Annotated in this window: 18 protein-coding genes and 1 pseudogene; 14 read left to right on the top strand and 5 right to left on the bottom strand. The window is 65.3% G+C overall.

Translation table 11 applies throughout. The annotated features are described in order from the left end of the window. Together RUGAMON1_RS32160 and RUGAMON1_RS32155 are read right to left on the bottom strand one after the other, a co-directional pair. On the bottom strand, window positions 1-914 hold a 914-nt coding region (locus RUGAMON1_RS32160; protein ID WP_445234340.1), incomplete at its 3' end, for a CheR family methyltransferase. Continuing rightward, window positions 904-1,356 (bottom strand): chemotaxis protein CheW, encoded by a 453-nt coding sequence (locus RUGAMON1_RS32155; RefSeq protein WP_445234339.1) that lies wholly within the window; start codon window positions 1,354-1,356, stop codon window positions 904-906. The genes RUGAMON1_RS32160 and RUGAMON1_RS32155, both read right to left, overlap by 11 nt. Before the next feature lie 148 nt (window positions 1,357-1,504). Between RUGAMON1_RS32155 and RUGAMON1_RS32150 the strand changes: the two genes are divergently transcribed. From RUGAMON1_RS32150 to RUGAMON1_RS32135, 4 genes are all read left to right on the top strand, one after another. Further along, window positions 1,505-2,257: a DUF72 domain-containing protein gene (locus RUGAMON1_RS32150; protein WP_445234338.1), complete on the top strand. Its 753-nt coding sequence runs from the start codon at window positions 1,505-1,507 to the stop codon at window positions 2,255-2,257. Between the two features lie 83 nt (window positions 2,258-2,340). Next, entirely contained in the window at window positions 2,341-2,979 is a 639-nt protein-coding gene (gmk, locus tag RUGAMON1_RS32145) for a guanylate kinase (RefSeq protein WP_445234337.1), read from the top strand. A gap of 24 nt (window positions 2,980-3,003) precedes the next feature. Then, the gene (rpoZ, locus tag RUGAMON1_RS32140; RefSeq protein WP_026334175.1) at window positions 3,004-3,207 is read left to right on the top strand and encodes a DNA-directed RNA polymerase subunit omega; all 204 of its coding nucleotides are present in this window, start codon (window positions 3,004-3,006) and stop codon (window positions 3,205-3,207) included. A 113-nt stretch (window positions 3,208-3,320) separates the two neighbouring features. Beyond that, on the top strand, window positions 3,321-5,651 hold the full coding sequence (locus tag RUGAMON1_RS32135; protein ID WP_445234336.1) for a RelA/SpoT family protein: 2,331 nt from the start codon (window positions 3,321-3,323) through the stop codon (window positions 5,649-5,651). A 392-nt stretch (window positions 5,652-6,043) separates the two neighbouring features. Here the strand turns inward: RUGAMON1_RS32135 and RUGAMON1_RS32130 are convergent, their stop codons facing one another. The 3 genes from RUGAMON1_RS32130 to greB form a co-directional block, all read right to left on the bottom strand. Continuing rightward, window positions 6,044-6,370, bottom strand: coding sequence for a transposase (locus RUGAMON1_RS32130; RefSeq protein WP_445234335.1), 327 nt, complete (start codon window positions 6,368-6,370; stop codon window positions 6,044-6,046). A 66-nt stretch (window positions 6,371-6,436) separates the two neighbouring features. Then, entirely contained in the window at window positions 6,437-7,282 is an 846-nt protein-coding gene (locus RUGAMON1_RS32125) for a transporter substrate-binding domain-containing protein (protein ID WP_445234334.1), read from the bottom strand. A 22-nt stretch (window positions 7,283-7,304) separates the two neighbouring features. After that, window positions 7,305-7,871, bottom strand: a complete 567-nt coding sequence (gene greB, locus RUGAMON1_RS32120) for a transcription elongation factor GreB (RefSeq protein WP_116990373.1) — start codon at window positions 7,869-7,871, stop codon at window positions 7,305-7,307. A gap of 115 nt (window positions 7,872-7,986) precedes the next feature. Between greB and RUGAMON1_RS32115 the strand changes: the two genes are divergently transcribed. The 10 genes and pseudogenes from RUGAMON1_RS32115 to RUGAMON1_RS32070 form a co-directional block, all read left to right on the top strand. Continuing rightward, window positions 7,987-8,556 (top strand): hypothetical protein, encoded by a 570-nt coding sequence (locus tag RUGAMON1_RS32115; RefSeq protein WP_445234333.1) that lies wholly within the window; start codon window positions 7,987-7,989, stop codon window positions 8,554-8,556. A gap of 37 nt (window positions 8,557-8,593) precedes the next feature. After that, on the top strand, window positions 8,594-9,778 hold the full coding sequence (locus RUGAMON1_RS32110; RefSeq protein ID WP_445234332.1) for a sensor histidine kinase: 1,185 nt from the start codon (window positions 8,594-8,596) through the stop codon (window positions 9,776-9,778). Between the two features lie 33 nt (window positions 9,779-9,811). Continuing rightward, window positions 9,812-10,459: a response regulator gene (locus RUGAMON1_RS32105; RefSeq protein ID WP_116990377.1), complete on the top strand. Its 648-nt coding sequence runs from the start codon at window positions 9,812-9,814 to the stop codon at window positions 10,457-10,459. 150 nt (window positions 10,460-10,609) lie between these two features. Continuing rightward, window positions 10,610-12,187, top strand: a complete 1,578-nt coding sequence (locus RUGAMON1_RS32100) for a GGDEF domain-containing protein (RefSeq protein WP_445234331.1) — start codon at window positions 10,610-10,612, stop codon at window positions 12,185-12,187. 298 nt (window positions 12,188-12,485) lie between these two features. Then, window positions 12,486-14,096, top strand: a complete 1,611-nt coding sequence (locus RUGAMON1_RS32095; protein WP_445234330.1) for a flagellin N-terminal helical domain-containing protein — start codon at window positions 12,486-12,488, stop codon at window positions 14,094-14,096. Window positions 14,097-14,189: 93 nt separating this feature from the next. After that, on the top strand, window positions 14,190-14,579 hold the full coding sequence (locus RUGAMON1_RS32090; protein ID WP_445234329.1) for a flagellar protein FlaG: 390 nt from the start codon (window positions 14,190-14,192) through the stop codon (window positions 14,577-14,579). 237 nt (window positions 14,580-14,816) lie between these two features. Beyond that, window positions 14,817-17,507, top strand: a complete 2,691-nt coding sequence (fliD, locus tag RUGAMON1_RS32085) for a flagellar filament capping protein FliD (RefSeq protein ID WP_445234328.1) — start codon at window positions 14,817-14,819, stop codon at window positions 17,505-17,507. Between the two features lie 28 nt (window positions 17,508-17,535). Continuing rightward, entirely contained in the window at window positions 17,536-17,970 is a 435-nt protein-coding gene (fliS, locus tag RUGAMON1_RS32080; protein ID WP_445234327.1) for a flagellar export chaperone FliS, read from the top strand. 3 nt (window positions 17,971-17,973) lie between these two features. Further along, window positions 17,974-18,303, top strand: coding sequence for a flagellar protein FliT (locus RUGAMON1_RS32075; RefSeq protein ID WP_445234326.1), 330 nt, complete (start codon window positions 17,974-17,976; stop codon window positions 18,301-18,303). Between the two features lie 14 nt (window positions 18,304-18,317). Then, window positions 18,318-18,776 (top strand): annotated as a pseudogene (locus tag RUGAMON1_RS32070) (flagellar hook-length control protein FliK); the annotation flags it as partial.

The following is an 18,776-nucleotide window of genomic DNA, read 5'->3' as shown; positions in this document are numbered from 1 at the left end:
GCGGCCGGCATCGCGTAGTGCAAGTCGGCGACGGCCGGCGTCGGTTCGGGCCGGAGCGCCTGCGGCCGCTGGCGGTACAGCAGCGCGGCGGGAAAGCGCACCGGCTCGAACGGCGCCAGCAGCGTATGGCCGGCCTCGGCCACGCCGACCGCCAGCCAGCCGTCCGGCGCCAGCGCGCGGCCCAGCCGCTGCAGCGCGCGCGCGGCGCTGGCCGGTTCGAAATACATCAGCACGTTGCGGCACAGGATCAGGTCCATCGCCGGCGCGCCCAGTTCCGGGCCGGGAAACAGGTCGGCCGCCAGGTTCAGGTACTCGAAGCGCACGCCCCGGCGCAGCGCCGGCGCGATGGCGCGCAGGCCGTCCTGCGGCGCGCCGAAGTGGCGCCACACCAGCCAGGCCGGCACCGCGCGGAACGACCAGTCGCGGTAGCGGCCCTGCTCCGCCTTGCGCAGGAAGCCGGGGTTGACGTCGGTGCCGAGCAGGGTGATGCGCCAGTCGGCCAGGTCGGGAATCAGGCGCTGCAGCAGGATCGCCACCGAATACAGTTCCTCGCCGGTGCAGCAGCCGGCGCTCCAGATGCGCAGCGTGCGGCCGGCGGCGCGGCGCGCGGCGATCAGCGCCGGCAGCACCTCGTGTTCGAGCGCGTCGAACACGGCCGGCTCGCGGAAGAAATAGGTTTCGCCGACGGTCAGCTGGTGGGCCAGTTGTTCGACCTGGCCGCGCGATGGCGGCGCCGCCATCAGGCGCCGCATGCAGGCGCCGGCGCCTGCGGGTTCGAGCGCCTCGGCCGCGCGCACCAGCTCGGGCCATTGTCCGCGCGGGAAATGCAGGCCCAGGTGCTGCGTGACGTAGCCGCTGAACGCCGTCAGCAAGGCATCGGACGGCGCGGCTTCGGTATCGCGGTCATTCGGCATCGGCCAGCGCTTTCTCGAGAGCTAATTCCTCGTCCAGTGACAGGAAACGATCCAGGTCGTGGATCAGTATCATGCCGTCGTCCAGCTTCATGACGCCGCTCATGTACTCGGCGCCGGGAACGAGTTGTGCGGCGGCCACCACGGCTTCGTCGGCACACTCGGCGACGCCGTTGACGGCATCTGCAATCAAGGCCAGGCGCCGCTGCGCGCTGCGCGCCAACACCATCTGGTCGCTCAGCGCGAGGGCGCGCGCCGGCAGCTGCAGACGGCGCCGCAGGTCGATCACCGCCACCACCTGCCCCTGTACGTTGACGATGCCGCACACCGCGCCGGGCGCCGCCGGAAAAGGCGTCACGGCGACCGCGCGCACCACCCGCTCCACCGCCGCCAGCGGCAGTGCGTAGCGTTGCCCTTCCAGAGTCCAGATCAGCAGCTGTGGCACGATGGCTTGGCCCGTCAGAGAGTTCCAGATTAATTGTGATCCAGAAATCATGAGAAATCCATCCAATTGTCACACTATCCTCTTTTTACAACAATGCAACGAACGGGCGTCTGCGCTATCATTTCAGGACAGATAGGGAGGGCGGCGCATGGCGAACACAGGCACAGTAAGGGTGGGCATAGGCGGCTGGGATTTCGCGCCGTGGCGCGAGACTTTCTATCCGCAAGGCGTGCCGCAGAAGAAGGCGCTGGAGTACGCCAGCCGGCAAGTGACCAGCATCGAAATCAACGGCACCTTCTACCGCACCGCCAAGCCCGAGCACTTCGCCTCGTGGGCCGCGCAGACGCCGGACGATTTCGTCTTCTCGGTCAAGGCCAGCCGTTTCGCCACCAACCGCAAGGTGCTGGCCGAGGCCGGCGAGTCGATAGAGCGCTTCATCAACAGCGGCCTGGACGAACTGGGCGACAAGCTCGGCCCCATCCTGTGGCAGCTGGCCGCCACCAAGCAGTTCGACCCCGACGACCTGCAAGCCTTCTTCAAGCTGCTGCCGGCCAGGCTGGGCACGCGCAAGCTGCGCCACGTGCTCGACGCCCGCCACGCCAGCTTCCTGTGCGACGACTATTACCGGCTGGCGCGCCGGCACAAGATCGCCACCGTCATCACCGACTCGCCCAAGTATCCGAACCTCGGCGAGGTCACCGGCGAGTTCGTCTACGCGCGCCTGATGAACGCCCAGAGCGAGGTGGAAACCGGCTACACCAAGCCGGCGCTGAAGCAGTGGGCCGCGCAGGCGCGGCAATGGCAGCAAGACGCCAAGTCCGGCGACGCCTACGTCTACTTCATCAACGGCGCCAAGGAACGGGCGCCGGCCGCCGCCATGCATCTGCTCACACTGCTGTAAATTGGATGCAAGGGCTTGCTCTTGGTAAAATACATCTTTGGGCGTAGCAATTGTGCGCCCGTTGACGTTTTCGAAAGAGAGACATGAGCTCAACCAACTCATTCGCCGGCAGTCTGTTCATGGTCGTGGCGCCGTCGGGCGCCGGCAAGTCGACGCTGGTCAACGCGCTGCTGGCGCAGGAACCGACCATCAAGCTGTCGATTTCCACCACCACCCGCGCGCCGCGTCCGGGCGAGACCCACGGCAAGGAATACTACTTCACCACCGCCGAGGATTTCGTCCAGCGCGCCGACGCCGGCGAGTTCCTGGAATGGGCCGAAGTGCACGGCAATTACTACGGCACCTCGCGCATCATGGTCGAACAGCAGATGAAGACCGGCACCGACATCCTGCTGGAAATCGACTGGCAGGGCGCGCGCCAGGTGAAGAAGCAGTTCCCGCAGGCGGCCGGCATCTTCATACTGCCGCCGTCGATCGACGCGCTCGAGGAACGCCTGAAGAAACGCGCCACCGACGAGCCGCATGTGATCACGCGCCGGCTGCTGGCGGCGGGCGGCGAAATCGCCCACGCTCCCGAGTTCGAGTATGCTATCATCAACGAAGAATTTGCAGTCGCCCTGTCGGAATTGACGGCGATTGTCAGAGCGGCCCGTTGCCGGTTTGCGCAACAAGCGGCGCGCAACGCCTCGCTATTTGCCCAATTGGGTATCCACGCTGAATAAATACACAAGATTTTAGGAGTTAAGATGGCCCGCATTACTATTGAAGATTGTTTGAAACATATCCCTAACCGTTTCCAGCTGACCCTGGCCGCGACCTATCGCGCCCGCCAGCTGCTGCAAGGCCACACCCCCAAGGTCGAAGCCAAGGACAAGCCGACCGTGGTCGCCCTGCGTGAAATCGCCGCCGGCAAGGTCGGCCTGGAAATGTTGAAAAAGGTCCCAATGTAAGTTGGGCCCGGCGTTCCCGAACAATGTGAATGGTGCGGTTTAGCAGTAAGTATGGGATATTCTGGTAACGGATATTCCAATTTCACATTCTCATCGAGACGGAACGCAAACGTATGAATCTGATCCCTGCCGATCCGACACTGAGTGGCAAGCCCGCACGGGCCAACCAGCCGGCCCCTGCGCCGGCTGCGGCCGCATCAGGCGCCGACGCAGGGGATAGCACCACCACCCTCGCCTCATCCGCACCAGCTCCCATCCCGCCTGTGATTTCTTCGTCGCCCCTGGCCACGCCCACCCTGACCGCGGGCGTTGCCTCCGTCACGCATCTGACCGAAAAACTGGCCGAGTACATGAACGCCGCCGACCTCAAAAAGGTCAAGGAAGCCTACCGCTTCTCGGACGAAATGCACCTGGGCCAGGTGCGCAAATCGGGCGAGCCCTACATCTCGCACCCGATCGCCGTGGCCGAGATCTGCGCCGACTGGAAGCTCGACGCCCAGGCCATCATGGCGGCGCTGCTGCACGACGTGATGGAAGATCAGGACGTCAAGAAGGAGGAGCTGATCGAGCGCTTCGGCGCGCCGGTGGCCAACCTGGTCGACGGCCTGTCCAAGCTGGAAAAGATCGAGTTCCAGAGCCAGATCGAGGCGCAGGCGGAAAACTTCCGCAAGATGCTGCTGGCGATGGCCTCGGACGTGCGCGTGATCCTGATCAAGCTGGCCGACCGCCTGCACAATATGCGCACCATGGAGGTGATGGCGCCGGCCAAGAAGGCGCGCATCTCCAGCGAAACGATGGAAGTGTATGTGCCGATCGCCCACCGCCTCGGCCTCAACAACATCTACCGCGAGCTGCAGGACCTGTCGTTCTCGCACCTGTACCCGCTGCGCTACCGCACGCTGGCCAAGGCCGTCAAGGCGGCGCGCGGCAACCGCCGCGAAGTGGTCAAGAAGATCCTCGAATCGGTCAAGAGCACGCTGTCGATGGCCAATATCGAAGCCGAGGTCTACGGCCGCGAGAAAACCCTGTACGGCATCTACAAGAAGATGCGCAGCAAGCACCTGTCGTTCTCGCAGGTGCTCGACGTGTACGGCTTCCGCGTGGTGGTCGACAGCTTCCCGAACTGCTACGTGGCGCTGGGCACGCTGCACTCGCTGTACAAGCCGATGCCGGGCAAGTTCAAGGACTACATCGCGATCCGCAAGCTCAACGGCTACCAGTCGCTGCACACCACCCTGATCGGCCCGTACGGCACGCCGGTGGAGTTCCAGATCCGCACCCAGGAAATGCACCGCACCGCCGAATCGGGCGTGGCCGCGCACTGGCTGTACAAGAACGGCGACGCCAATATGTCGGACATGCAGCAGCGCACCCACGCGTGGCTGCAATCGCTGCTCGACATCCAGCAGCAGACCGGCGACTCGGCCGAATTCCTCGAACACGTCAAGGTCGACCTGTTCCCCGATTCGGTCTACGTGTTCACGCCGAAATCGAAGATCATCGCGCTGCCGCGCGGCGCCACGCCGATCGACTTCGCGTATTCGATCCACACCGGCATCGGCGATCACACGGTGTCGGTCAACATCAACAACGAGCCGGCCTCGCTGCGCACCGAGCTGCGCAACGGCGACATCGTGGAAATCGTCACCGACGCCAATTCGCGGCCCAGCCCGACCTGGCTGTCGTTCGTGCGCACCGGCAAGGCGCGCTCGGCGATCCGCCACCACCTGCGCACCATCAACCTGCCGGAATCGATCACCCTGGGCGAGCAGCTGCTGGCGCAGGCGTTGACGTCGCTGGGCATCAACCCGGAGCTGGAAGAGCACCTGGTCGAGCGCCTGCTGAACGAATCGAGCGCCAAGTCGCTCGACGAGCTGTACGCCGACATCGGCATCGGCAAGCGCATGGCGGCGCTGGTGGCGCGCCACATCTTCGGCCTGCGCGGCGGCGAATCGGCCAGCGCGCCGGTCGACCACAACAGCGCGGCCGAGCTCGATCCGGTGACCATCTGCGGCAGCGAAGGCGTGTCGGTGCAACTGGCGCCGTGCTGCCTGCCGATCCCGGGCGACTCCATCCTCGGCCAGCTGCGCCGCGACCAGGGCCTGCTGGTGCACACCAGCGACTGCACCTTGGCCAAGCGCCAGAAGATCAAGGAACCGGACCGCTGGATCGCGGTCAAGTGGGGCACCGAATTGAACCGCCGCTTCGACAGCCGCATCAAGCTGCTGATCAACAACGAGAAGGGCATCCTGGCGCGCGTGGCGGCCGAGATCGGCGAGTCCGACGCCAACATCACCTACGTCGGCATGGACGAGGACAAGGAACACGTGCTGCACCAGCTGCGCTTCACGATCCAGGTGAAGGACCGGGTGCACCTGGCGGGCCTGCTGCGCAACGTGCGCCGCGTGGCCGGCGTCAACCGCATCCTGCGCGAGCGCAGCTAAACCCGCACAGCCAGGCTGGGGTCAGACCCCGTACGGGGTCTGACCCCTAAGTGGTGCGGCATGCGCATCGCTTAGGGATGCGGGGTAGAGGCCAGATCAACTACGAACGCATCATCACCTAGCGGACGCCCGCTATTCGCCGCAGTGCGAATTTTCTCAATCTGTTGCGGGACTAGCGCTTCTTGAAATAGTCTGACATAGGCCTGCCGCCGCTCCTGTTCGTTCAACCCAAGGCGCTGATACAGCGTATGCGGAGTCAGTAAAACATCCCTGCGTCCCTCCGCATTCGCCCGATAGCTGGACCAGCGATAATTCCCCGGAAATCTCACCATACCGGCCCGTACCGGGTTCAGTTCAATATACCGTTGGCAAACCAGCAGATATTGCTCGGTCTAAACCAAACAGCTCTTGTAGCGCCCATCCCACAGCGTCCCGCTAGCTCGATGGCGATCATTAAAATACTGCGCATAACGCTGCGCAACACCCTTCATCATGCCCGCCAATCCGCGCGCATCCTCAACGGATACCAGCAGATGTACATGATTGTCCATCAGCACATAAGCATGTATCTGACATCCATTGCCCACAGCGTGCTCACGCAACCATTGCCTGTAGACTTCAAAATCTTCATCGATAAAAAAACACGGTTGCCGGTCGTGCCCGCGCTGGATGACATGCAGCGGAACACCGGCCAACGTTAACCGAGCGCGTCGAGCCATGATATGCCCCTCCCAAAGTAAGCCAACATAGCAAACCTCGGCAAGTGGCACACTGCTGGCGCTCAACTACTGATGTTCAAAGGGGTCATACCAATAGGCCTTGTTGGCCAGCGGCGTCTGCGGGGATAACAGTGGATTGTCCAGCTTGAAGATGCGGCGTTTGCGCAGGGCCGCCTTCTCGATCAGGCCGTCATAGAATTCGTGGAAGATCTGGTCGAAGCGGCCGTCCGCGATCAGCTGTTGCAAGCCATACTCCAGCCGCTGCGCCAGCCTCGGCTGCCCGCCGATAAAGAAATAGCGCGGCAGCGGCACGTAGATCGCAAAGCTGCTCTCCACCGCCAGTTGCGGAAAACCCGGCGCATATTCGTCGCGCTCGAACAGCGCCTCGTCTATCGCGCGGGGAAAATACTGGAAGCGGTGCGCCGCCAGCATGCGGTGCAGGCCCGAGGTGGTCGCGCCGGTCTGCACCGTGAAGCCGGCTTGCTGCAACACCGCCGTCGAACTCCACTGCCGCCCCGCCCCCAGGCTCTTGACCTTCAGTTGCGCCAGCGTGCGCACCCTGGAAAACTCGGCCTGGTCGCGGCCGTCGATCAGCGCGATGCGGTAGCCCGACAAGCCCTTGTCCACCGGGATCCGCACCGGGATCAGCTTGCGCTCCCACTCCGGCGACGTCACCTGGGCGCTCAGGTTGACGTCGCGCCCCGTCATCATCTCCAGCATCAGCCGGTCGCGCTGCACCCGCAGCGTCGAGATCTTCACCTCGAACGCGCCATACCTGGCGCGCGAAGCCTCCAGCGCCGCCGTCAGCAGGCGCCGGATGTGGCTGTCGTTGTATTCGGACTTGCTGGAATTGAGGTCGATGACATAGCTATCCAGCGCCGCCGCCTGCGCCTGCCAGCCCAGCAGCGCCAACAGGCAAGCCCAGCGGCGTACGCTAGTCGGCAGCCGGGGCCGGATACGTCACCTCAAGGATTTCCAGCTCCTCCACGCCGTGCGGCGCCTGGAAGGTGATGACGTCGCCCTCGCGCGCCTTGGTCAGCGCGCGCGCCACCGGCGCCACCCAGCTGATCTTGCCGTTCAGCGGATCGAGCTCGTCGATGCCGACGATGGTGATGGTGCGCGTTTCATCCAGCTGGTTGCAATAGGTGACGGTGGCGCCGAAGAACACTTGGTCGCTGCCGTGGTGCACGCTGGGGTCGACGATGGCGGCCGAGTCCATGCGCTTGGTCAGGAAGCGGATGCGGCGGTCGATCTCGCGCAGCCGCCGCTTGCCGTAGATATAGTCGCCGTTTTCCGAGCGGTCGCCGTTGGACGCGGCCCAATGCACGATGCGCACCACCTCCGGGCGGTCGACGTCGATCAGCTGCAGCAGCTCGTCCTTGATGCGCTGATAACCTTCCGGCCGGATATAGTTTTTCGACCCGGCCGGGATCGCCAAGGCGAGCGCCGCGGCTTCCTCGTCGTCGTCCTGGTCCGACTCTTTGACAAATGCTTTGTTCATGCGGGCTATTGTAACGGCTTCGTGCGTCGCCGGGGCTGTTGTGCACGTTCGGTGTTTTTCCCCGCGCCACCGATGCTTTCACGTATGATGATAACGATAGAACAACGCTTCAACGATGAAACTCTTCCACCGCTTCTGCCGCTCGCTGTTTGCCCCGCTGGTCTACCTGGCGGCCCTGCTGTTGCTGCTGGAGGACTGGCTGTGGGAGGTCGGTATGCGGGTGCTGCGGCGCCTGTCGTCGTGGCCGCCGCTGCACCGGCTGGAGGCCTGGATCTGCACGCTGGGTCCGCACGCGGCGCTGGCGCTGTTCGTGCTCCCGGCCGCGCTGCTGTTCCCGGTCAAGCTGCTGGCGCTGTGGGCGATGGCGCACGGCCATGCGCTGCTCGGCCTGCTCGTCATCGTGCTCGCCAAGCTGGCCGGCGCGGCGGCGGTGGCGCGCATCTTCCTGCTGACGCGGCCGGTGCTGATGACCATCGTCTGGTTCGCCCGGCTGCTGCACTGGTTCCTGGCGCTGAAGCAACGCTGGATAGCACGGCTGCGCGCCACCCCGGCTTGGCGCCAGGTGAGCGCGCTGGCCAAACGCCTGCGCCACTGGCGCCGGCACGCCGTGCCGTCGCCGCGCAGCTGGATCGCGCGCTTCCGCCGCCTGCTGCGGCGCTTCCGCGCGCGCTGGCGCGCCCGCTGATTCACCAACTATCCACCATACTATTTAGATCGTTATCATGAGCGCAGCTTCCCTCCCCCGCCCCGACAGCGCGGCCCTGGCCGACGAACTGGAACAGGTGCGCGCGCGCTTCGACGCCATCGTCTCCAACACCCCCGGCCTGGTCTACCAGTTCGTGCTGCACGCCGACGGCCGCGTCTCCTTCCCCTACCTGAGCGACGGCTGCCAGGCGCTGCTGGGCCTGACGGCGGCCGAGCTGCGCGAGCAGCCCGAACGCTTCCTCGAACTGATCCTGTCGGACGACCGCAAGTCCTACCTGGACGCGATGCAGGCGTCGGCCGCGGCGCTGTGGAGCTGGAACTGGGAAGGCCGCATCTGGATCGATGCCTGGAAGGACGTCAAGTGGATCAACCTGCGCTGCACGCCGCACGCGCTGGCCGACGGTGCGGTGCGCTGGGACGGCATCATGACCAATATCAGCGAGAGCAAGCAGGAGCAGCTGGAAGTGCGCCACTCGCGCGCCCGCCTGGCCGAGCTGAGCGCCCACGCCGAGCGCGTCAAGGAGCAGGAGCGCGGCCGCATCGCGCGCGAGATCCACGACGAGCTGGGCGGCAACCTGACGGCGATCAAGATGGCCGTCGCCATGCTGGCCGCCCGCCTGGACGAGGTCGGCGACTATCCGGCGCTGCGCGAACGGACCGACTACGTCGACGCCCTGGTCGACCGCACCATCGACGCCGTGCACCGCATTTCGCTGGACCTGCGCCCGGCGCTGCTGGACCTGGGCCTGGCGGCGGCGCTGGAATGGCAGGTCAAGGAATTCGAAAAGCAGACCGGCATCGCCTGCAGCTTCAACGCCAACCAGCGCGAAATCGGGCTCGACAACGACCAGGCCACCGCCCTGTTCCGCATCGCCCAGGAGGCGCTGACCAATATCGCCAAGCACGCCGGCGCCACCCGCGTCAGCGTCAAGCTGGCGCGGCTGCGGCACCACATCAGCCTGAAAATCGGCGACAACGGCCGCGGCATCCGCCAGGCCGACCGCGCCAAGCCGGCCTCGTTCGGCCTGCGCGGCATGGCCGAGCGCGCGCGCGCGCTGGGCGGCACGTTGGCGCTGAGCCACGCGGCCGGCGGCGGCACCGTGGTGGCGATCAAAATTAAGCACGAAAGCGCGCGCGCGGCCCTCATCGCGGCCGCCGCCGGCGCTACAATAGCGGGTGAAAACATTTCTGCTGTGAAATAGCAAATAGAGTAAAAAAAGGAAGCAGAGACCCGCATGTCAGAAAAAGCCATCATCAAGGTCTTCATCGCCGACGACCACGCCATCGTGCGGGAAGGCTTGAAACAAATCCTGGCCGAGACGCGCGACATCGTCGTGGCCGGCGAGGCCGAGAACGGCCTGGACGCCATCAAGCTGTTCCGCAAGTCGGACTGCCAGGTGATGCTGCTCGACATCTCCATGCCCGACCGCAGCGGCATCGAGGTGCTCAAGCAGATCAAGAAGGAAAAGCCGGAGCTGGCGGTGCTGATGCTGTCCATGCACCGCGAGGACCAGTACGCGATCCGCTCGCTCAAGGCCGGCGCGGCCGGCTACCTGACCAAGCAGAGCGCGCCGCGCGAGCTGGTGACGGCGATCCGCCAGGTGGCCGGCGGCCTCAAGTACATCAGCCCGGCGCTGGCGCAGGAACTGGCCAACCACGTCGGCGAGGACCACGAGGCGCCGCCGCACGACACCCTGTCCGACCGCGAATACCAGACCCTGACCATGATCGCCTCCGGCAAGACGGTGGGCATGATCGCCAAGGAACTGTCGCTGTCGGTCAAGACGGTCAGCGAGTACCGGGCCCGGCTGCTGGTCAAGATGAAGCTGAAAAACAGCGCGGAACTGACCCATTACGCCATCAAAAACCAGCTGATAGAATAGCTTCTTGATAGGCGCCAGCCGCGCGCTTGCCGCTTTGCCTACGCTTGATGCCTTAATGAAAGATGCCTTCCGCCCTTTTATTCAAGCTATGCCGATCGGGACTCGGTCTTATTATGGTTTAATGAACAAACCTTTAAGAGGCAGCATCTGATGTCCAGCAAACCACCCACTCCCGAGCAGAATCCGGCCGAGATCGCGCGCGAGGCGTTCAAGCGCCTGGCGGTGCGCCGCATCGCGCCGACGCCGGAAGCTTACCGCGACATCTACAACGAAATCGCCGGCGTCGCCGCCGCGCCGGCCGCCCCCGTGGTCGCGGTCGACCCCGGCCCGGAATCGGTGCTCAGCCAGTTCGCCACCCGCCTGACCGAAAACTCCGGCGACCTGGCCGACTTCGGCCGGCGCTTCAACCGCGCCGTCAAGTCGCGCGACTGGGAAGGCTATGCCAAGGCGCTGTCGCAGCTGGTGGAAAAACACTTCGTCGGCAAGAAGGGCGGCATCGAGGTGGCCGGCCTGCTGCCCGAGGACGAGCAAAGCCGCACGCTGCGCGACCTGCTCAGCCGCACCCTGACCTTCGCCGTCGCGTCCTTGTTGTCGGGCGCGCCGATGCTGGTGGCCGAGGCCGAATCGCTGGGCGCGGCCACCAAGCTGGCCCACAGCGAGGAGGCGCTGGCCGAGATCGCCGTGCGCCTGAAGCAGCTGTGCTACCAGATCGAGCTGCGCGGCGGCGACAGCGGCGAACAGCAGGAATTGCTGCTGCGCCTGTTCAAGCTGCTGCTGGAAAACGTCAGCGAGCTGCTCGACGACGACAGCTGGCTGCGCGGCCAGATCGAATCGGTGCAAAACCTGATCACCGGCCCGATCGACGTGCGCGCGCTGGAGGAAGCCACCCGCAGCCTGAAGGAAGTGATCTACAAGCAGGGCCAGCTCAAGCACAGCCTGTCGGACGTCAAGCTCACCGTCAAGAACATGATGATGACCTTTATCGACCGCCTCGGCCAAGTGGCGGCTTCGACCGGCGACTTCCACGAAAAGATCGGCGGCTATTCGGAAAAGATCAGCAAGGCCGACAATATCGCCGAGCTCAACACCATCCTCGACGACGTCCTCAAGGAAACCCGGCTGGTGCAGAGCGAGGCGCTCAAGGCGCGCGACAAGATGGTGCTGGCGCGCCAGGAAGTGCAGGACGCCGAGAACCGCATCCACGCGCTGGAAGCGAAGTTGCAGCATTTGAGCGAACTGGTGCGCGAAGACCAGCTGACCGGCAGCCTCAACCGCCGCGGCCTGGACGACGTGTTCGAGCGCGAGACCGCGCGCGCCGACCGCCGCGGCACGCCGCTGTGCATCGCCATCCTCGATCTCGACGATTTTAAAAAGCTCAACGACACCTACGGCCACATCGCCGGCGACGCCGCGCTCAAGCACCTGGTCAAGATCGTCAAGGACACCTTGCGCTCGATGGACGTGATCGCCCGCTTCGGCGGCGAGGAATTCCTGATCCTGATGCCGGAAACCTCGGTCGAGGCGGCGTCGAGCACCATGACCCGGCTGCAGCGCGAGCTGACCAAGCACTTCTTCCTGCACGATAACGAGAAAGTGCTGATCACCTTCTCGGCCGGGGTGGCGCTGCGCCGTCCCAACGAGGAGCAGACCGAACTGGTCAAGCGGGCCGACAAGGCCATGTACACCGCCAAGCAGACCGGCAAGAACCGGGTGGTGGTGGCCGACTGAGCCGCTTTGTTGTCAGTTTGATCCCAGCCCGGCGCCCGCCGGGCTTTTTTTTGCCCAAAAACAAGGGTGAAAAATAATTATTTTTGCCCTAAAGATTCCGCCGTTGCTGTCGTTTAAACGGGCATAGGTGTTGAACTTTAGGCCCGCCAGAGAAAATTTCCCCTCTTTCCGCCCCTTAATTTTCCCACTGGGCAACCGTTACCAGTAACAACAGCGGTTTGAATGTCTCGGAACGTGGAGACAGACCAATGGGAACTGAGCATATTGCCGAATCGAAGTATCAGTCTGGAGAAACATCATGGCACAAGTCATTAACACTAATATTGCATCGCTGAATTCGCAACGTAACCTGACCACGTCGCAAGCCTCGCTGTCGACATCCCTGCAACGCCTGTCTTCCGGTTTGCGCATCAACAGCGCAAAAGACGACGCCGCCGGCCTGGCGATTTCCGAGCGCTTCACCTCGCAAATTCGCGGCAATACCCAGGCAGCACGTAACGCCAACGACGGCATCTCGCTGGCTCAAACGGCTGAGGGTGGCTTGAGCACGGCAGGCGATCTGCTGCAACGTATCCGCGAACTGGCAGTCCAGTCCGCCAACGGCACCAACTCCGATTCCGACCGCAAGTCGATCCAGGGCGAGGTCTCGGCCCTGTCGAACGAGCTGGACCGCGTGGCCAACACCACCCAGTTCAACGGCCAGAACGTGCTCGACGGTTCGCTGACCTCGGCCCAGTTCCAGGTCGGCGCCAACTCCGGCCAGACCATCAACATCGGCGTCGGCTCGGCCAAGGCCACCGACCTGGGCAACAACACCTCCACCTCGACCTACGGCGGCGCCCGCGTGTCGGAAGCGATCACCGGCAACAAGAACAACATTACCGCGGACGAAACGCTGACCCTGAGCTCGGGCGCCGGCGTCACCACCAACGTTGCGGTCAAGACCAGCGACAGCGCCAAGACCATCGCCGCGGCCATCAACAGCCAGGCCGGCACCAGCGGCGTGAGGGCTTCGGCCGTCACCAGCGCCACGCTGTCGGGCTCCGACCCTGCCAACCCGACCACCGGCCTGAAAGACGGTTCCTACCAGTTCACGCTGCGCGGTTCCAACTCGGTGGCCAACGACAAGGAATCGAGCGCCGTCACCATCGCGGCCCAGGTCAAGGGCGGCGACGTGTCCTCGCTGGCGCAGGCCATCAACGCCCAGAGCGGCACGACCGGCATCAGCGCCACCATCAAGACCAATTCGGCCGGCACCGCCAAGGAAATCGCCCTGAGCGACGCCAACGGCGACGACATCCAGATCCAGAACACCAACACGGCTGCCGACGACGGCCTGGCCACCGCCTTCCTGCGCGGCGCCGACAAACCAGCGTCGGGCACCACCGCCGCCGTGGTCGCCACCGGCGTCACCTTCGGCGCCGGCGGCGCCGCCGATACCGTCGACAACTCGGGCGCCACGCCGGTCATCAACGCCGGCGCCGGTTCCAGCATCACCGTCGGCGGCCACCTGGACTTCTCGTCGGACAACGGCTTCTCGGTCAGCAGCACCGGCACCGCCATCGTCGCCGCCACCCAGGCCAGCTCGCTGCAATCGGTGTCCAAGCTCGACGTCAGCACCGTGGCCGGTTCCAACGCCGCCCTGAAGACCATCGATTCGGCGCTGAACCAGATCAACAGCAACCGCGCGTCGCTGGGTGCGATTCAGAACCGTTTCGCCTCGACCATCTCGAACCTGAATACCGCGACCGAGAATCTGTCGGCCTCGCGTAGCCGGATTCAAGATACCGACTTCGCGTCGGAAACGGCCAACCTGACCCGCGGCCAGATCCTGCAACAAGCTGGCACCGCCATCTTGGCCCAGGCTAACTCGCTGCCGAACGGCGTGTTGTCCCTGCTGCGTGGTTAAAATCCGGGGAAGGGTCGGCGGACGAGCGCCGCAACTCTGACTAGGTTCCCCGGTTGATTTATTCAGCCGGGGATTTTTCACAAAGGAAGCATCATGACTATCGATACCATCGGCTCGGCCGCCCAGGCCCGCCCAGCAGACCGTCCGGCCAGCGCCGCCGGCGGCGAAGTCGCCGCCCACGGCGCCGCGCGCACGCCGGCCACGGCGGTCGAAACCGCGGCCGCCGTCAAAGGCCCGGCCAACGTGCCGACGCTCGACCAGGTCAACCAGGCCGTATCGCAGCTGAACAAGTCGGCGCAGGCCAAGTCGCAAGGCCTGGAATTCTCGGTCGACAGCGACACCAAGCGTACCGTGGTGAAAGTGATCGACCAGACCACCAAGGAAGTACTGCGCCAGATTCCCTCGCCCGAGGCGTTGGAAATCGCCAAATCGCTGGAATCGAAATCCGGCGCCTCCGGCTTGCTGATCCAGCAAACCGCCTGAAGCGGCCGCGCTCGCGCGCGCCGCTTTTTCTGTCTTCATGGCATCCTGCACGCAGGAGCGCCGCCACTGCGGATCTCGCCGGCCACGTCCGCTGCGGAACCGCCCCGCCACGCCCCGCGCCGCCGAGCGCCGCCCGTTTTTTCAGCTTTGCCTGAACTGGCAGGTATTCTCCCCTCTCAAGTCCGGTTTGATTCTGCCGATATTGTCTTATATTATTGCTTTACTTAGGAGCACAACGTGGGCATCTCTTCACCAGGCATCGGCTCGAACATTCCGGTCGACTCCATCGTCAGCAAGCTGATGGCGGTCGAGTCGGCGCCGCTGGCCGATTACGACAAGAAGTCGGCCAGTTATCTGGCGCAGGTGTCCGCGTTCGGCAATTTATCCGGCGCGCTGGGCTCGTTCCAGACCGCGCTGGCCGGCCTGACCTCGGTCTCCAGCTTCCAGACCCTGATCAGCGCGCCCAGCGACACCACGGTGATGACCGCCACCGCCAGCAGCACCGCGCAGCCCGGCAACTACCGCGTCAACATCAGCCAGATCGCGCAGGCGCAAACGCTGGCCGCGACCGGCCAGAAGAGCACCACCGCCGCCATCGGCCTGGGCGCCAAGACCACCATCAATTTTTCGCTCGGCACCACCGGCGGCGGCACCTTCGGCATCGCCGGCGTCAAGCTGGGCCCCAGCCTGTCGAGCGGCGGCGTGTCGACCGGCTCGCTGAGCATCAACAACACCGCGATCGCCACCGACGGCAGCACCCGCAGCGCGCGCCTGCTGGCCGACGCCATCAACGCCAAGAGCGCCACCACAGGCGTGTCGGCCAAGGCCTCCACCACCGCCACCGACGCCACCCTGTTCGGCGCCGCCGGCGCGTCCAGCTACGGCAATGTCGACACCAGCGGCGGCGGCACCTACAAACTGACGGTGGGCGGCGTGGAAATCGCCGTCCAGGCGGCCGGCGTGGCGGCCGGCGCCGCCGGCGGCGTCACCGCCGCCTCGCTCGACGCCGCGCTGGCGCCCACCAGCGCCGTCGGGCGCGCGCTGGCCGACGCCAACATCACCGTCAGCGGCACGGCCGCCGGCGGCGACCTGCAGTTTCTCAACGCCGACGGCAGCAACATCGCCATCGCCGAAGCGGTCGAAGGCAGCGTCACCGGCGGCATCGGCAACAGCGGCACGGCCAACATCGGCTCCAGCACCACGGCGGTCGGCTCGATCACGCTGGTGTCGGCGGACGGCAGCCCGATCACCGTCGGCGGCACCGATCCCAGCAAGGCGGGCTTCACCGCCGGCGTCGGCGGCGCCTATCTGGGCGCCAGCTTCACGGCCGACTCCAGCCGCACCAGCGGCAACATCGTCATCGACAGCTCGAACAACACGCTGCAGGGCATCATGGCGGCGATCAACAAGGGCAACTTCGGCGTCACCGCCAGCATCGTCTCGGACGGTTCGACCGGCACCAGCGCCAAACCGAATCACCTGATCCTGACCTCGTCGGCGACCGGCGCCAGTTCGACCATGAAGATCACGCTGTCCGGCTCGGGCGGCAATCCGCCGGAACCGGACCTGGTGGCGCTGCTGGGCTACGACCCGGGCGGCGTCCAGAACCTGAGCCAGAAGGCGGCCGCGGCCGACACGCTGGCCACCGTCAACGGCATCGCCGTCACCAGTCCCAGCACCGGCATCAACGGCGCCATCAGCGGCATCAGCATCAACGCCCTCAAGGTCGGCAGTTCGTCGCTGTCGGTGAGCAAGGACAGCGGCTCCCTGACCACCTCGGTCAACGGCTTCGTCAAGGCCTACAACGATTTGAACGGCCAGATCGCGCAGCTGGGCGCCTACGATCCGGAAACCAAGACCGGCGGCCCGCTGCTGGGCGACACCACGCTGCGCAATCTGCAGGCGTCGATCCGCCGCCAGCTGGGCACCTCGATCACCGGCTTGCAGGGCACCAGCCTGACCAATCTGTCGCAGATCGGCATCTCGTTCCAGAAGGACGGCACGCTGAGCCTGGACAACGCCAAGCTGCAAAAGGCCGTGACCAACAACTTCAACGACATCGCCGGCCTGTTCGCGGCGGTCGGCCACGGCAGCGATCCGGACGTCAAGTTCGTCAGCTCCGGCAGCAACAGCAAGGCCGGCGACTACGCGATCAACATCACCCAGCTGGCCACCCAGGGGACGCTGCAGGGCACCGCCGTGCTGCCGGCCGAAACCGTGATCGACACCGACACCACCTGGACCGTGACGCTGAACGACACCAAGCCGGCCACGCTGGCCAACACCGCCACCATTTCGCTGCCGGCCGGCAGCTACAATCCCAGCCAGCTGGCGACGCTGCTGCAATCGTCGATCAACGGCGTCAGCGCGTTTGCCAACGCCGGCGCCACCGTCAGCGCCACCGTCGGCGACGATGGCAAGCTCAAGCTCGCCTCGACCAGCTACGGCGCCAAATCGAACATCCATGTCGCCACCGCGACCGGCACCGACATCTCGGCCGCCTTCGGCGCCGGCGCCTCGGTCGACGGCCTGGACGTGGCCGGCACCATCGGCGGCTACACCGCCAGCGGCAGCGGCCAGACCCTGACCGGCTCGCCGGGCGCCCCGGTCGACGGGCTGAAGCTGACGATCACCGGCGACAGCACCGGCTCGCGCGGCAGTTTCGGCTTCTCCCAGGGCTATGCCTACCAGCTCAACTCGCTGGCGGCGGGCTACCTGGGCGCCAAGGGCGCGATCACCAGCCGCACCACCGGCCTGAACAACTCAGTCAAGGATGTCGCCAAGCAGAAGGACGCGTTCGCCTCCCGCCTGAGCGATATCGAAGCGCGCTACCGCGCGCAATACACGGCGCTCGACACCTCGATCGCCAGCATGAATACCACCGCGTCATTCTTGACGCAACAGTTCGCGGCGCTTGCCAAGCAATAACCGCTAACGCTTTAACAGGAGACAGAGTATGTTTGGATCTCGACAAACTGGCGTGAGCGCCTATGCCAAGGTCGGCATGGAAACCGGCGTGGTCGCCGCCAGTCCCCACAAGCTGATCGTCATGCTGTTCGACGGCGCCATGGTGGCCTTGAACGCCGCGCTGGCGGGCATGCGCAATGGCGACATCGGCGAGAAGGGCAAATCGATCTCCAAGGCCATCATGATCATCGACAGCGGCCTGCGCGCCGCGCTCGACAAGAAGGCCGGCGGCGAGATCGCCGAGGGCCTCGACGCGCTGTACGAATACATGAGCGCGCGCCTGCTGACGGCCAACCTGAACAACGATCCAGCGATCCTGGAGGAAGTGCAGCGCCTGCTGACCGAGTTGCGCGACGCCTGGAATGCGATCGCCGACACCCCTGCCGCCACCGGCATCCACCCGACCAATCTCGCGAGCGCCTGATTCATGATGACCAGCCAAGATATCCTTTCCGCGTACGCCGCCATGGCCGAGCTGACCGAACAGATGGTGCAGGCCGCCACGCGCAGCGACTGGGACCAGCTGGTGTTGCTGGAGCAGCGCTGCGCCGCCCACGTGCAGGCGCTGCGCGAACAGGAGCCGGCGCAGCCGATGCAGGGCGCCGAGCGCGAACGCAAGATCAGCCTGATCCGCCAGATGCTCAACGCCGACCGCCAGATCCGCGACCTGACCATGCCGTGGATGGCGCAGCTGTCCAAACTGATCAGCTCGACCGGCACTGAACGGCGCGTGATTAACGCCTACGGCAGCGTCTAAAGCAGGGGCGCGCCATGTTGCCGCCCGTGGTCACCATCCTGCCGGTCGGTCCGGCGGCCGAGGTCGGCGGCGTCGCGCCGGTCGGCGACGGCCGCCAGGCGGCCTTCCAGCGCGCGCTGCAAAGCCTGGTCGGCCAGTCGGTCACGGCCGAGGTGCTGTCCAAGTTCAACGACGGCAGCTTCCTGGTCAAGGTGGCCGACAACGCGGTGCGCATGATGCTGCCGCCGGAAGTGCAGGTCGGCGCCGAAGTGCCGCTGACCGTGCTGAGCGCCAATCCGCGACCCACTTTCCAGCTCGGCAATAACAGCCCCGGCAGCTCGGCCACGCTGGTCTACAGCGAACCCGCCGGGGCCGGCGACGGCTTGTACTCGCCCACGCTCCCCTCGCAAGACGCAGCGGCCACGCTGCCGGCCACGCCCCGTCCGGCGGCCGGCGGCGCCACGCCGGGCCAGGCCGCCGCGCCGGGCCAGGCC

It is taken from the genome of Duganella rhizosphaerae, assembly GCF_040364205.1.
Lineage (GTDB): Bacteria > Pseudomonadota > Gammaproteobacteria > Burkholderiales > Burkholderiaceae_D > Rugamonas > Rugamonas rhizosphaerae.
Note: the sequence above shows the minus strand (reverse complement) of the source record. Positions and strands in the feature narration are given on the sequence as shown.

What these genes read in the sequence shown, in the direction of transcription:
- RUGAMON1_RS32150 (WP_445234338.1), top strand. Translation starts at nt 1,505, where the DNA reads ATGGCGAACACAGGCACAGTAAGGGTGGGCATAGGCGGCTGGGATTTC.
- gmk (WP_445234337.1), top strand. Translation starts at nt 2,341, where the DNA reads ATGAGCTCAACCAACTCATTCGCCGGCAGTCTGTTCATGGTCGTGGCG.
- rpoZ (WP_026334175.1), top strand. Translation starts at nt 3,004, where the DNA reads ATGGCCCGCATTACTATTGAAGATTGTTTGAAACATATCCCTAACCGT.
- RUGAMON1_RS32135 (WP_445234336.1), top strand. Translation starts at nt 3,321, where the DNA reads ATGAATCTGATCCCTGCCGATCCGACACTGAGTGGCAAGCCCGCACGG.
- RUGAMON1_RS32130 (WP_445234335.1), bottom strand. Translation starts at nt 6,370, where the DNA reads ATGGCTCGACGCGCTCGGTTAACGTTGGCCGGTGTTCCGCTGCATGTC.
- greB (WP_116990373.1), bottom strand. Translation starts at nt 7,871, where the DNA reads ATGAACAAAGCATTTGTCAAAGAGTCGGACCAGGACGACGACGAGGAA.
- RUGAMON1_RS32115 (WP_445234333.1), top strand. Translation starts at nt 7,987, where the DNA reads ATGAAACTCTTCCACCGCTTCTGCCGCTCGCTGTTTGCCCCGCTGGTC.
- RUGAMON1_RS32110 (WP_445234332.1), top strand. Translation starts at nt 8,594, where the DNA reads ATGAGCGCAGCTTCCCTCCCCCGCCCCGACAGCGCGGCCCTGGCCGAC.
- RUGAMON1_RS32105 (WP_116990377.1), top strand. Translation starts at nt 9,812, where the DNA reads ATGTCAGAAAAAGCCATCATCAAGGTCTTCATCGCCGACGACCACGCC.
- RUGAMON1_RS32100 (WP_445234331.1), top strand. Translation starts at nt 10,610, where the DNA reads ATGTCCAGCAAACCACCCACTCCCGAGCAGAATCCGGCCGAGATCGCG.
- RUGAMON1_RS32095 (WP_445234330.1), top strand. Translation starts at nt 12,486, where the DNA reads ATGGCACAAGTCATTAACACTAATATTGCATCGCTGAATTCGCAACGT.
- RUGAMON1_RS32090 (WP_445234329.1), top strand. Translation starts at nt 14,190, where the DNA reads ATGACTATCGATACCATCGGCTCGGCCGCCCAGGCCCGCCCAGCAGAC.
- fliS (WP_445234327.1), top strand. Translation starts at nt 17,536, where the DNA reads ATGTTTGGATCTCGACAAACTGGCGTGAGCGCCTATGCCAAGGTCGGC.
- RUGAMON1_RS32075 (WP_445234326.1), top strand. Translation starts at nt 17,974, where the DNA reads ATGATGACCAGCCAAGATATCCTTTCCGCGTACGCCGCCATGGCCGAG.